This is a genomic window from Pirellulales bacterium (assembly GCA_035939775.1).
Taxonomy (GTDB): domain Bacteria; phylum Planctomycetota; class Planctomycetia; order Pirellulales; family DATAWG01; genus DASZFO01.
This window is the reverse complement of record DASZFO010000295.1, coordinates 1-12,892: the sequence shown is the minus strand read 5'-3', so window position 1 is coordinate 12,892 and position 12,892 is coordinate 1. Positions and strand designations below refer to the sequence as shown.

11 protein-coding genes are annotated in these 12,892 nt (G+C 62.4%); 3 read left to right on the top strand and 8 right to left on the bottom strand.

Annotated features, from left to right (window positions below; translation table 11 throughout):
• Positions 1 to 287 precede the first annotated feature (287 nt).
• From VGY55_18350 to VGY55_18315, 8 genes are all read right to left on the bottom strand, one after another.
• The gene (locus VGY55_18350; GenBank protein HEV2971941.1) at positions 288 to 515 is read right to left on the bottom strand and encodes a hypothetical protein; all 228 of its coding nucleotides are present in this window, start codon (positions 513 to 515) and stop codon (positions 288 to 290) included.
• Positions 516 to 558: 43 nt separating this feature from the next.
• Positions 559 to 750, bottom strand: a complete 192-nt coding sequence (locus tag VGY55_18345) for a hypothetical protein (GenBank protein ID HEV2971940.1) — start codon at positions 748 to 750, stop codon at positions 559 to 561.
• 45 nt (positions 751 to 795) lie between these two features.
• The gene (gene hemB / locus VGY55_18340; protein HEV2971939.1) at positions 796 to 1,833 is read right to left on the bottom strand and encodes a porphobilinogen synthase; all 1,038 of its coding nucleotides are present in this window, start codon (positions 1,831 to 1,833) and stop codon (positions 796 to 798) included.
• Between the two features lie 86 nt (positions 1,834 to 1,919).
• Complete coding sequence (locus VGY55_18335; protein HEV2971938.1) at positions 1,920 to 4,025, bottom strand: serine/threonine-protein kinase; 2,106 nt, start codon at positions 4,023 to 4,025, stop codon at positions 1,920 to 1,922.
• Between the two features lie 959 nt (positions 4,026 to 4,984).
• The gene (locus tag VGY55_18330) at positions 4,985 to 5,233 is read right to left on the bottom strand and encodes a hypothetical protein (protein ID HEV2971937.1); all 249 of its coding nucleotides are present in this window, start codon (positions 5,231 to 5,233) and stop codon (positions 4,985 to 4,987) included.
• A gap of 10 nt (positions 5,234 to 5,243) precedes the next feature.
• Positions 5,244 to 6,044, bottom strand: coding sequence for a dolichyl-phosphate beta-glucosyltransferase (locus tag VGY55_18325; protein ID HEV2971936.1), 801 nt, complete (start codon positions 6,042 to 6,044; stop codon positions 5,244 to 5,246).
• Between the two features lie 70 nt (positions 6,045 to 6,114).
• Positions 6,115 to 7,800: a hypothetical protein gene (locus VGY55_18320; protein HEV2971935.1), complete on the bottom strand. Its 1,686-nt coding sequence runs from the start codon at positions 7,798 to 7,800 to the stop codon at positions 6,115 to 6,117.
• 34 nt (positions 7,801 to 7,834) lie between these two features.
• Positions 7,835 to 9,721, bottom strand: coding sequence for an SDR family NAD(P)-dependent oxidoreductase (locus VGY55_18315; protein HEV2971934.1), 1,887 nt, complete (start codon positions 9,719 to 9,721; stop codon positions 7,835 to 7,837).
• 208 nt (positions 9,722 to 9,929) lie between these two features.
• Between VGY55_18315 and VGY55_18310 the strand changes: the two genes are divergently transcribed.
• The 3 genes from VGY55_18310 to VGY55_18300 all read left to right on the top strand — a co-directional run.
• Positions 9,930 to 11,447 (top strand): MmgE/PrpD family protein, encoded by a 1,518-nt coding sequence (locus VGY55_18310; protein ID HEV2971933.1) that lies wholly within the window; start codon positions 9,930 to 9,932, stop codon positions 11,445 to 11,447.
• A gap of 15 nt (positions 11,448 to 11,462) precedes the next feature.
• A complete protein-coding gene (truB, locus tag VGY55_18305; protein HEV2971932.1) occupies positions 11,463 to 12,356 on the top strand; it encodes a tRNA pseudouridine(55) synthase TruB in 894 nt (297 codons plus the stop codon).
• Between the two features lie 185 nt (positions 12,357 to 12,541).
• Positions 12,542 to 12,892 (top strand): DUF2089 family protein (locus VGY55_18300; GenBank protein HEV2971931.1); only part of this gene is annotated, 351 nt, incomplete at its 3' end.

Here is a 12,892-nt window from a genome sequence, read left to right as displayed (position 1 = left end):
CCGCTCCGGCTCGCTGGCGCTCGCCTCCGCTGCGCAGGCCGTCCCACGGCGGTGACAATTTCATTCTCCGTCGTACCCACGGGTACGTCGATCACTCGCGCCGAAGAAACATACAAGGGTTCCGTCCGCCGTTGGCGGACTGCACCCTGGGCTGGGCTCCGCCGGCCTTTCAGGCCGATGCCTTGAGCTACGATTCTTGATTTGGCGCGCGACTCGGGGTTGCCTACAAACATGACGTTCACACGGCTGAAAGGGCTACCGCATATGAAGTGTCCAAGAGCACTTCGTCATTCGGTTGGATCGCCATTGCCATACAGATAGTGGTCGAGGTTTTCGGACCAATCGGGTGGTCCGGAAAGCTTGAGCGAACGAGCGACGGCAAGGAACGAATACTCGGCGGCTTCTGGAGGGATTATCTCGACCGTAAGGCGAACTCGCGTGTTCGGCGCCAATGGCAGCGCCGACTCCGGCCGCAAGACTGCACCATCGTAAACAGCATCAACGATTTGGCTCATACTAATTCCCTTCCCTCCAGTTTCCGAATGAGAGCGATGCGTTTCACGAGATGATCAATTCATCGACTTTTCGAATACCAGTCAACTCGCCGCTCGTCAAATCATGGTACAAATCGCGAAGATGGCCTTTAAGGTCATCGAGCGTATCTCCTTGACTCCAATAGTCCGGATACTCCTGCAGATAACCGAGCCAAGCGTCTCCGTCTTGCCACGATACAAATTTGAGAGTTTGCATTTGCCGTTCCTCGGTTGACCCTTAACGCCACTTCGGCAATCTCTTCTACTCGCCCAGCCATTCCGCCGCCTGCGCCGCCCAATAGGTCAAAATGATCGTCGCCCCGGCGCGGCGGATGGCGATTAGCGATTCCATTGCGGCGGCGCGTTCGTCGAGCCAGCCGTTGGCGGCGGCGGCTTGGATCATCGCGTATTCCCCCGAGACATTGTAGGCCGCCATCGGCACGCCGGGGAATCGCTCGGCCACGGCGCGGATGACATCGAGATAGGGCAGGGCGGGCTTGACCATGACGATGTCGGCCCCTTCGGCCAAGTCGATCTCCACTTCGCGCAGAGCTTGCCCGGCCGCGGCCGCCGGATCCATCTGATAGCCGCGGCGATCGCCGAATTGCGGCGCGCTCTCGGCCGCCTCGCGAAACGGGCCGTAGAACGCGCTCGCATACTTGGCTGCGTAGCTCATGACTGGCACGTGCGTGAAGCTCGCCGCGTCGAGCGCCGCCCGGATCGCCGCCACCATGCCGTCCATCATCGCGCTCGGGGCAATCAGATCGGCCCCGGCTCGGGCGTGGCTCACCGCCTGCCGGGCCAGCAGTTCTAGCGTCGCATCGTTATCCACGTCCTGCCGGCCGGTTTGTTTGCCGACCACGCCGCAATGCCCGTGCTCTGTGTATTCGCAGCAGCAAACGTCGGTGACAACGAGCAATTCCGGCGCGATCTCTTTCGCGGCGCGAATCGCTTGCTGCACGATCCCGTCATCGGAGAATGCCTCTCTACCCGTGGCATCTTTCTCAGCGGGAATGCCAAAGAGCAACACGCCACCAAGTTTCAATTCAACGGCGCGGCGAATTTCCGGCGCAATCTGATCGATCGACAACTGGTAATGCCCCGGCAGCGCCGCGATCGGCCGGCGAACGCCTTTCCCAGGCCGCACGAACAGCGGCAAGATGAAATTCCCCGGCGACAGTCGCACATCCTGCACCAACTCCCGAATCCGCGGATGATAACGCAAACGGCGCATGCGGATCGTGGGAAAACCAGCAGTCAGTGAGTGCGGATCGGGCGTCATTCTTTCACCGGATTTCACGGATTAGCTTCATGCTTGAAATGGATTTGACCTGGTCCAAAATATCCGTGCCATCCGTGCAATCCGTGGTTTGCTCATCTACAACTTCAATGCCCCGCCTTGGCAACTTCGCGCGCCTCACTAAGCGCCGCCTTTGCCCGCGCGACTCGTTCCGCCGCCCAAGGCTTATCGCCATACAGTTCCACGATGCCCGACCAGATCGCCTGGGCTTTGGCCGGCTCGGTCGAACGGATCCGCTCCGCCTCCTTCAAGCCGGCATCGATCACGGCCAGATACTCCGGCGCTTCGTGCTGGCTCTGCTCCTCCAACTGCTTGAGCTTCCGCCGCGTGAGTTCCAAAAACTGCGCGGTCGCGTCCGGCGGGCCAGGCGATTGGCCGTAAACTTCGAGGATCGCTTGCAATTTGGCGATCGCTCGCTGCGGCGACGTTCCCGCCAGCCCGATCGCCTCGACATAATCGCGCTGAATCGGCGAGACCGATTTGCCGGTCGCCAATTGCCGCGGCAGCCGTTGCACCGTGCGCTCCAGGTGCAACAGTTCGATCTCATCCTGATAGCTCTTCAATTTGGCCCCGCGGGGATCGTCGGGGAAGCGGCTCAGGAAGCGATGGATGTCGTCCTCGGCGTCCAAAAGCCGCTCCGGTTTGTCATCAGCGGCGACCGCTTCGATGCGCTGATAGAGGGCGTCGGCCGATGGCGGCCGCGTCAGATAAAACGCCAGCCCTAGGATCATCGCCAGGCTCGCCGCCAGCGCCGCGATCTGCGCCCAGACCGGCCCGCGCTCCGATTCCGAGGCGGTGCGGCGCTGCTCGTCCTCTTCAACCGTCGTGAACCGGCTGACCGACTCCGGCTTTGCGCGCACCGGCGCGCGAGGCGCGTCCTGCGCCAGCACGCTTGCCGAAATCGCGCCGGCCGCTGTCGCCGCCGGATCGGACCGGTGCGACACGGCCGAGGCCACCGGCTCGCCATGCGACAACCCCGCGGCGGCCGTCGTGCGAGTTGGGTCCGGACGCAGGCTGTCTGCGTTGGCGGCACCGCTCGAACGGCCCGGTTGGGATTCGGAACCGCTGGGGACCGTCCCCTTTTGTGGAGCGGGCACCATCGCCAGATGGTCGGAAACAAAAGGGGACTGTCCCCCTCGCTGCCCGTGGCTTTCGGACTCGATCTCACGCGCATCCTTCGCTTCGCGGTCCTTATGCAGTCCAGCAGGCGCACCAGCCAAATCGACTGAAAAGCCGTCAACGGCCGGAACGCCGGGCCGGGGTGCGGCGAGCGAATCGGCCGCGCGCGTCGCATTCCCGTCGCCTCGCGCCAATACGTCTTCGTCCGATGATTCGCTCCGGCCCTCCCGCTCGCCAACTCTCGTCTGCGGCAGCGAGAGCGCATGCTCCATCGCCGCCAGTTGCCTGGCCACCACCAACGCGTTCGTCGCCCGCGCGTGCGGGTCTTTCGACAATAGCCGCGCGATGATCTGGTCCAACTCGTCCGGCACGTCGGCCGCGAACCGCGACACGCGCGGCGGCTCCGAAAGGCGGTGATATTGCAGCAACTCGGGAAGCGATCCACCGCGAAACGGCGGCCGCCCGGCCAGCATCGCGAACAGCACCCCCCCCAGGCTATACAAATCGCAATGGAAAGTGACCGGCCGGCCGTCGGCCTGCTCGGGGGCCATGTATTCCGCCGTGCCGATCAGGCCGCCGTCGGACGTGAGCCGCGTATTGCCGAACAGCCGGGCGATGCCGAAATCGGCCAGCTTGATGTCGTTCTCTCCGGTCAACAATAGGTTCGCCGGCTTCAGGTCGCGATGGATCACGCCGTGGTCGTGGGCATGCTTGAGCGCCTTCGCCAGCTTGATGCCGAGCTGCGTCGTTTCGCGCCAGTTGAACCGTCGCCCGGCGTGCAGCTCATCTTCGATATTGGTCCCTTCGACCAGCTCCATCGCATAGTAAAGATGCTCGTCCTGCTCGCCGAAGCCATAGAGCCGAACGATGTTCGGATGCTTGAGCTTCTTGAGCGTCTCGATCTCGGTCTCGAACCGCTCGCGAAAGCCCTCCTCGACGGCCAGCCGCGGATTGAGCACCTTGATGGCCGCCGGCTGGCCGGTCTCGACGTTCGTGCCTTGATAAACGGTCCCCATCCCGCCGCGGCCGATCTTCCGGTCGATGCGATAGGGTCCGAGCTGTTCGATTTGCATACCTGCAATCTAACACGCCGCGGGCGGCCGTTCTACGGAGGGGCGAACGATGGCGCGGGTGCTACCGTCGTTTCTCCCTCTCCCAGAGGGCGAGGGAGACGAAGACGTTTCGCACCGATTCCGGGGCTCGAGCGGCCGGGCAGATTGCCAGGTTGTGAGTTCCTAAGCTTCGATTAAACGGCGGCCTGGGGGCGTCAGGCGGTCACTGAGAGGAAAGCGAAGAAAAGGATGAGGGATGAAGGATGAAGGATGAGTTGAGCCGGCGGCGTAAGCCACCGGGCTTTCCAGCCCCCAGTCCCGAGCCCCTCCTCCTCCTCTCGCCGAAGTTTTTTAAGCTGGACAACGTCCCAGTGAGTGGCTGAAAACGCTTCCGCGGAGGTCCCTTAAGAGCGTCTAACAAATCCGGCTGGGCGAAGGGGACAGTCCCCGTTTTGTTCCGCCGACTCCACAAAAAGGGGACAGTCCCCGCCGGATTTGTTAGACGCTCTCAACAGTTGTCGCCGGTCTCACGACCGAGGCAACTGGCCCTGTGATCGAGGGCGGGATCAAAGCGGGGAGCCGGAAAGATTAACCCTTGCCGTGAGACACGAGCCCTAGCGCTCACCCCTTGCCGCGCGGCGAGACACGAGCCCCAGTGCTCACCCCTCGCCGCACCCTTAAATCAAGAACGCCGGCTCCGAAAGCCAGCCACAAGTCACGAAGAGGACCGGGAATCGAGCGATCGGTTTCACGAGACGCGGCCTCGTAGAGCAATCAGCGAGGCCGCGTTGTTTTTTTTGGATGGGATCAACGGCGCTCCACACTGGCCGACGTTGCTGGCCAGTGGCACACAGCGGGCCAGGGGCACACGGCGGACCAGGGGCACACGGCGGACCAGGGGCACACAGCCGGGGTGGCAGTGGCCAGCGCAGTCGGCCAGTGCGGCCCACGGTGCAATCGGCGGGGCCGCGTTGTTTTTTTCAAGCCCGAACCAAGTCTTCACGACGTCCGGCCGACGCGATCCCCGTCCGATCACGACTCGATTCAGGCCCGGTTTCCCGCGGAAAAAATCGCACGTTGCCGGCGACCGCTTTGAATTGAGTCAAGACGATCAAGGCCCCGATCGCAAACAAGATTCCGCTCGGGATCCTAGGCACATGCCGTTCGCTAGTAGCGATAAACACAGCCGCGCCGCAAAGCGTGATCGCCACGCCGGTGATCGCTCGCATGATTCGGTTCCTAGGGTTGCAAGGTCTCGGGGCGCATGAGATCAGCACCGTAGGGATTTGCCGCTTCGGCGCCACGGTCGTTCAGGTCGCGGAGCAGCGCTTGTCGCACGTACAGCTTCAGCACGCACCACGACATATTCAGCGTGTCCCGCAGGAGATTTACCTTGGAACCCGGAACGGCCTCCCAACGAACCGCCATTTCACAAATGGTATATCCTCGCCGCAGGGCCATGGAAAGCACTTCAATGTCGAAGGCGAAGCGATCGATTCTCTGACGGGAAAACAAGTCCTGAGCCGCCCGCCGCGTGAACAGTTTCGCTCCGCAGGCTGCGTCGTCGATCCCTGGAATCAGCGCCGAGCAGAGCCAGTGGTATCCGCTCCCAATCAGGCGACGATGCCATTGCATCGACACGAGATTATGTTTTCGGCCGCGGACACGGGAACCGATCACCAGATCGGCGCGGTCCCGGCACATCCGTGCGGCCAGTTTGGGAATCTCGCTCACCGGCGTGGCGGCATCCGCGTCGTAAAGCAAGCAGCAATCACCTACGGCCGCCAACATTCCAGCGCGCGAGGCGGCGCCTTTGCCGCTGTTCTTCTCCAGTCGAATCAATCGCAGCGGCATCGCTCCTCGCCAAGTGCGAACGACAGACGAAGTCGCATCGCGGCTGCCGTCGTCCACCACGACGACCTCCCGAAGCTGCAACGGACCAACGGCGCCGGAGCCGTGGAAGAACGCTTCTAGGAGCGAAAGCGTACGCGGAAGACGTTGCTCTTCGTTGTAAGCGGGGATGATGATGGAAAGCTGCATCGTAGTTCCATTCCAAGGCGACAGGGCGGATCGAATCGTCGCGTCGCAAAAACCAGTTGACTCGCGCACGTCAACGCAACTTGGTCAAATCATTTGGCCGGCTCGGGACCGCCGCGATGGACGAGGTCGCTCGCTCCGGCAACCGCGACGCGAACGCCGCCTTCGATAGCGGGCTGACCGCGTACAAGCTGAACCGTTTCGAGTTCTGCAACCAATTGCAGAAATTGCAGTTCTCGACCCACTCGGGATATGTGCGATAAATCAGCCGCACGTCAGCGGGTGAAGCATCGGTCGGCGACCAATCCGCCAGTCGGTCCCGCACGACGAGAAAATCGCCGGCGCCGCGTCGCAAAATCTTTGCCAACTCATCGTCGTCGCGCAAACGTTGGAGCGTGAAGTTTGGTGGCCGGTAGAAGAACATAGTTGCGCCGACGTTTTCGAAGGGGCTCCGCGTTTGTTCTCCCAGCACGTACATCGTGCAGCCGTGCGGATAGTGATCGTAAAGGTAGTGTTGGAAATTCAGGCTCGGTTCGCGGGCCACGAAGCAAACGTATCCCAGGCCCAGCAGATTGAAGGCCACGAGCGATTTAGCCGCCCATGAACGGCGTCGCCGCCAAATCGCCCGCATCCATGCAGGCCGCCGACGCATTCCGGTCCCCGGCAGCAGCGCGACGACGAACAAGAAAGTCGCCAGCAGCGTCAGGGGGAACAGATATCGCAGTTCCTTGTGAGGGACCAGGCTGTGGGCGACGAAAAACGGCAGCGTGGCCCAGGTGGCGATATGCCACGGGTGGCGGACCCAGGCGACCAGCATGGCCGCCGTCCACAATAACGTGATCGGCGCCAGTGGATTGAAATTCATGATCAGGAAGTACCACCAAACGGGCGCGGTGCCATCGCGGCTCGGGTGGCCGACCACGATATCGTCATAGAAATAATTCCACGGAACGATCGTCCAGCGGCCATAGCCCCAACGGTCGAGGCACGTGCCCAAGAGGACCATCAGCGCCCCGCCGCCGCAAATCAACGCGATCATCCCGAGTCGCTTTCTTCCGCATTCCGCGGCGGAATAGATCACCCAGCCGAGCACCCCCAGCACCGCGAACGCCATCTGGAAGCGAAATTCGAACGCCAGCCCGAAACAGAGGCCGGCGATTAATGCGGCTCCGGGCGAGAAACTTCTCCGGTTTCGATCTGTTGCCGTTTGCCGCTCGCGGACCGTCGAACCTAGCAACAGCGCGGCGACACCGAACGTAAAGAAATCGCTGGACAGTGATTCGGAAGATGTGCGCACGGCCAGATAGGGGATCAGCCATAACATCGCCAAGAGCATTACCGCCAGCCGCCGACCTCGGCCGGCGCCGAACAGGACATTGGCCGTCAGCATGAGCGATGTAACGGCCAACCAGCCGATCAGTCCGCTGATCGCCCGAAAGGCTGTCGCCAGCGTAAATGGGTTCTCGACACCCAATCCGATCAACGCCTTGGCCTCCGCGTAATAAATTGCCGGCTGCAGCCAGGGGCGGATTTGGTCGTGGAATTCCCAAGTCAGTTCAGTTTGGGGCGTCTTGCCGAGCTTGTAGCCGACGAGTTCGATAACCTGGTAGTGCTCGTCGAACTGATAGAAGCCGTAGCTGTTGTATGCCGCCAGCCCGATCAACAGCAGGCTGACCAAGCTCCAGCGAATAACGAAGCGCCGCCAAGCCGGATCGTCGGCCAACCCGCTGTTCAGTCGGACATTCTGCCAAAGTGCCACGGTGCAATCCTTGCCAATGGTTAGTTGCTTCGAATCATGCGGCCCGGAGTTGGGGCGAGAGGCGCTGCTTGCGTGCCGGGCTCGTCGCCGGGCGGCGCTCCGAGATGGGGAGCCTAACGGCATTGATGAGGCAGCGCTCCAGAAAGTCGGCTTCGACGCGGACGGCTTCCTCGAAGGTTTCATCGAAATAGGGCGCGAAATGATCGCCGGGCAACGAAACGACCGTCGCACCTGCCATTCGCGCCGCGGCTTTCCGCACCGTCCGAGCAGGGGCGAGTTGGTCTTGCTCGGCGACGACGAACAGCGCCGGACATTGGACGCGGGCCGCGCGCTTGATCGGCCGATTCAATAGCGACGTCAGCAAGACCCGCGCCGGGCAGGAGTTTGCCCAAGCAATTTCGTCAGAAATTAATCGGCGGTATCCGCTCTCACAGCCCGGTTTGTTCATGATGGCAAAGGCCGACGCCGAGCCGATCACGGGCACTCGATGCGGTGAGCGAAAGGTCGCGGCCCTGGCGAGATCGCGCAGGCCGTGCCACGCCGCTTGCCGCAGATATCGCAGCGAGTATCCGCGGAGCGAGCCGGGTACGTCGAGCATTGGCACCTGCGCGACGATCGCCGCTACATTCGGATTGCGAGAGGCGCACTCCAGCACGTGCCCGCCGCTAAAGGATGTCCCCCAGAGCGCGATTCGCGCGGGGTCGATCCCTGGAAGTCGGCCCGCGAAATCGAGCGCGGCCTGCCAGTCCTCGCGCTGCCGCCAATGGCTGACCAGGTTCCGCGGCACTCCGCCACTGCCGCCAAAATGGCGATAGTCGAATAGCATCACCGCCATGCCGCGACGGACAAACTGCTCGGCATAGGGAGCAAGCCCGAAGCTTTTATCGGCCGCGAAGCCGTGTGCCATGATGACCAAGGGCAGCGGCTCCTCTCGGCGCGCTGGCCGCATCAGGAGCGCCTCGCAATGCACTCCGCCGCTGTCGAAATGCAGTCGCTCGGCGGCGATCGTTTTGGCCGCCATCGGGCGATTCGAAAACCTGTTGGCCCGAATGATCGTCGCCATAGCGACGCTTGGCGTCGGAAGATCGGCCAGGCGAAGACCGGGCGACGTCGCGACGGCTGGCGATCGCTTTTTGCGCCCCAGGCAATTGAGCCAATCGAGCAGTCCGGGCGACAGCCGCTTGATGTACGACAGAGCGTAAGCCATGGGAGTCACGAGCACGACCGAGCTGTTTTTCCGAATGCCACGGATCGCTTTGCGGGCGACCTGCTCAGGCGTCGCGCACGCCCAAGCCGGCGGCTCGGGGACTGGCCTACCCGGTCGCCCGCTGATTGCCGAGCGATATAGATTCGTCTGGACCGGCCCAGGGCAGAGCGCCGTCAAACCAACGCCGCGGCGCACATATTCCGATCGCAGGGCCTCGGTAAACCCGACCAGTCCGAACTTGCTCACTTGATATGCGGCCGCCCGCCCGCCAGCCACCAATCCGGCGATGCTGCACACATTCAGGATGTGTCCCTCCGGCTGGGCGAGCAGGGTCGGCAGCAATTCGCGCGTGAATTGGATCGGCGCCAGCAGGTTGATTTTCAGCAGCCAATCCCACTGCGCGGCGGTCATATTCTCCGTCGGGCCGTAGTAGGCCACTCCGGCGCTGTTAACCAGGATGTCGATCGCCGGCCAGCGCTCGAGCAGCTTTTGAATGCTGGTCGAGATTTGGGCGGGAACGGTGAGGTCGCAACGCGCGGAGATCGCTTCCACACCATTCCGCCGCGCCAGCGCGGCGGTTTCCGCAGCGCCGGCGTCGTCGATATCGAGCAGATAGACGTGGCAGCGTTCGGCGGCCAGCGCGAGCGCGATCGCGCGGCCAATTCCCGACGCGGTCCCGGTTATAAGTGCTCTCTTTCCTTGAAGCACACGCATGACAGGGCCTTTGCAGGACGAGAACCTGAGTGAAGCGGTCGATGTCGGATAATTCATACAATCGGCAGGCTTTGCCAAAACGCTTCATTGAGGCCATGCTATCCCCGTTTTTCTTGCCCAAATTGCCCGTTCACCGGCCACTTGTTCGGCAGACCGACACTCTCGATAATTCCTCGGGAGGCGATCAATCGACTTGCGAGATCATCGCGTGACGAACGAATATGTCACTCTGCCGCGCAACCAGAATCAGGCCCGTGGATTAGGACAATTCGCGATCGACTTTCTGGCCGACAAGTTCGCCGGGCCGGATGAATCCGTTATCCGGATGGTCGAACGGCTGCATTCTGACTGCATGGCTTGCGGGGTGTCGGCGCTCGCCCGGCGGGCGAATGCTCCGACCCTGCTGCGCAACGAGGCGCTCGAGTACGACTGGCGGCCACCCGCGCGGGGCGTGCCCTGCTTCGGCTCGCGGAGTCTCGTGAAACCGGAAAAAGCGGTGCTGGCGAATTGCTCGGCGGTTCGCGAGTGGGACGCGAACGGCACGAACTTTGGCTACAACCCGGCCCGTGGAAACACCAAAGGGGAATTCGGCCACAACGATTTCTATCCCGTGGCCGTTGCCGCGGCTCAATTGCGCGGATTCGACGGCCGGCAAACTCTGCGGGCGATGATCCTGCTCGATGAGATTCGCGGCCGGCTGGCGGAAGTATTTTCGCTCAAGGACCATCGGATCGACCACGTACTATATGGGGCCATCGCCTCGGCTGCGGTGTTTGCCGCGGCGCGCCGGGCCACGGCCGAGCAGATCGAATCGGCCATCGGATTGGTTGTGGCCCACTATGTCCCATTCCGAGCGATTCGGGCCGGTGAACAGCTTTCCGATTCCAAAGGGGCATCCGCCGCAATCAGCGCGGAAGTGGCCGTGATAAGCGCGATCCGCGCCATTCGCGGCTTTGTCGGGCCGGCCGACATCTTTCGCAATCCCGAGGCCGTGTTTTGCTTGTTCGAGCCGCCGGACCGGAAGGGAGACAGCCCGTTCGATCTGGTGCTGGGCTGCGCGGGCAACGATTTCGCCGTGATGGGAATGCACTTCAAGCTCGGGTTGTACGAGCATCAATCGGCCGGCGCGATTCAAGGGCTGATGGACCTGTTGGCAAAGCATCCGGGGCTGCTTGACGACGCCGACCAGCTCCGCCGCATCGAGATCACCATCTACGAGCCGGCGTTTCACATCATCGGCGATCCGGCCAAGCGCGACCCGCGCACGCGCCAGAGCGCCGATCATTCCATGCTCTACATCATCGCCGCGCTCCTGCGGAAGGCGCTCGAGCAGAAGCGGCCCGGCTGGAAGGAGTTGATGCTCATGCCGGATGATTACAGCGACGAGGCCATCATGCACCCGCGCACCCGCCGGCTGATGGAGCGAATCGAATTCCGCCACGGCGGCAAGGAATACGACGATAAGTTTCCCGATGGCATCCCAACGACCGTCGTCATCGAGCACGCTGCGCTCGGCCGACTTTCCAGCGGCCTGATCATGTATCCCGAAGGCCACGCCCGTAACACGAGCGGCAACCTGGATGCGCTCCTTGAGCACAAATTCCGCGCGCTCGCCTCGCTCGGCGTCAATGACCCCGACGCGCTCCTGCGACGATTCACTGGCCTCGAGCACAAGACGGCCGGCGACATCGCGGATCTATACGACTTCAAGATTTACGGGGCGTGAACGGGGCTTGTTCCAATGTTCGGCCTGCTCAATCTCAACAAGCCCGTCGGCACGTCGTCCGCCGGCGTGCTCGGACGGATCAAGCGGCTGGTCCGGCCGGCGAAGATCGGTCATGCAGGCACGCTCGATCCACTGGCCTCGGGCGTGCTCGTGGCGTGCGTTGGCCCGGCGACGCGATTGGCCGAGTATGTGCAACGAATGCCGAAGCGCTATCGGGCGACATTTCTGCTGGGGCAGCAAAGTGATTCGGACGACATCGAGCGGCCGGTGACAAAGCTGAGCGATCCGCCAATTCCGTCTCGCGATCAGATCGAGCGAGCCGCCGCCCGATTCGTCGGCGAAATCCAACAGCGTCCGCCGGCCTTCTCGGCCCTGAAAATCGCCGGACGCCCGGCCTATCAACTCGCGCGCAAAGGCCGCGCGGTCGAATTGCAGCCGCGGCCGGTCACGATCCATCGTCTGATCATCGGGGCCTATGACTATCCGACGTTGACGCTCGAGATCGAGTGCGGCTCGGGAACGTATGTCCGAGCGCTAGGGCGCGATTTGGCGGAATCGCTCGGCACCGCCGCCGTTATGTCGGCGCTGGAGCGCACGGCCGTCGGCGAATTCCGAGTTGAAGACGCCTGCGATTTGAACGCCCTGAGCGCCGAGTCGCTGCCGCAAATCCTGCTTTCGCCGCTGCAAGCCGTCAATTCATTGCCCCGCGTTCAGCTTTCCGATCCCGAGGTCCAACTGGCAATCAACGGACTCTTCGTCCCGTCGAACTCTGGGAGTGTTGTCAGCGGCGCGACCGGGCAGGAATTCGCCGGAATCGACTCCAGTGGTGAACTCGTCTCGATCCTCCGCCGTCGCGAAGACGCCAGCCTCGCGCCAGTTCTCAACTTCCGCAAAGCCGCGCCGCGCTGAGTCCTCCTTTTACGCCAACGGCGTTCCGCCCCCGCGTTGTGGCATGGTCTCCCGACCATGACACGTCGCTGACCGAAGATCTCGCCGCGGCGTGGGCTGAGAAGTAAATAATATGAATAAAACTATGAACTATCTATTGATTTTATTGAACTCATTGATATATTCAATCGAGAAAGTGAAATGTCATGCCCGATCAGATCGAGCCGATTGGCAACGAATGTCCCTATTGTAAAGCGGCGATGGCCGTCACGCAGATGACGTGCGGCGATTGTCACGTGACGATTTCGGCGGCGTTTCCGATGGCGCGCCTGGCGGAGTTGCCGGTCGAACATCAGCGGTTCATTGAAATGTTCGTGCTGGCCGGCGGCAATTTGAAGGAGATTGCCGAGCAGGTCGGCGTTTCCTATCCGACCATCCGCTCGCGCCTGGACAAGGTGATCGAGGCCCTGCGCGCCGAGATCGGCAAGACCCAGCGCGTGCGCGGCAACGTGCTCGACGCCGTCGAGCCGAGCAAAACGAGCGCCGCAGCGGCGGCG

What these genes read in the sequence shown, in the direction of transcription:
- VGY55_18315 (HEV2971934.1), bottom strand. Translation starts at nt 9,721, where the DNA reads ATGCGTGTGCTTCAAGGAAAGAGAGCACTTATAACCGGGACCGCGTCG.
- VGY55_18350 (HEV2971941.1), bottom strand. Translation starts at nt 515, where the DNA reads ATGAGCCAAATCGTTGATGCTGTTTACGATGGTGCAGTCTTGCGGCCG.
- VGY55_18345 (HEV2971940.1), bottom strand. Translation starts at nt 750, where the DNA reads ATGCAAACTCTCAAATTTGTATCGTGGCAAGACGGAGACGCTTGGCTC.
- VGY55_18335 (HEV2971938.1), bottom strand. Translation starts at nt 4,025, where the DNA reads ATGCAAATCGAACAGCTCGGACCCTATCGCATCGACCGGAAGATCGGC.
- VGY55_18330 (HEV2971937.1), bottom strand. Translation starts at nt 5,233, where the DNA reads ATGCGAGCGATCACCGGCGTGGCGATCACGCTTTGCGGCGCGGCTGTG.
- truB (HEV2971932.1), top strand. Translation starts at nt 11,463, where the DNA reads ATGTTCGGCCTGCTCAATCTCAACAAGCCCGTCGGCACGTCGTCCGCC.
- VGY55_18325 (HEV2971936.1), bottom strand. Translation starts at nt 6,044, where the DNA reads ATGCAGCTTTCCATCATCATCCCCGCTTACAACGAAGAGCAACGTCTT.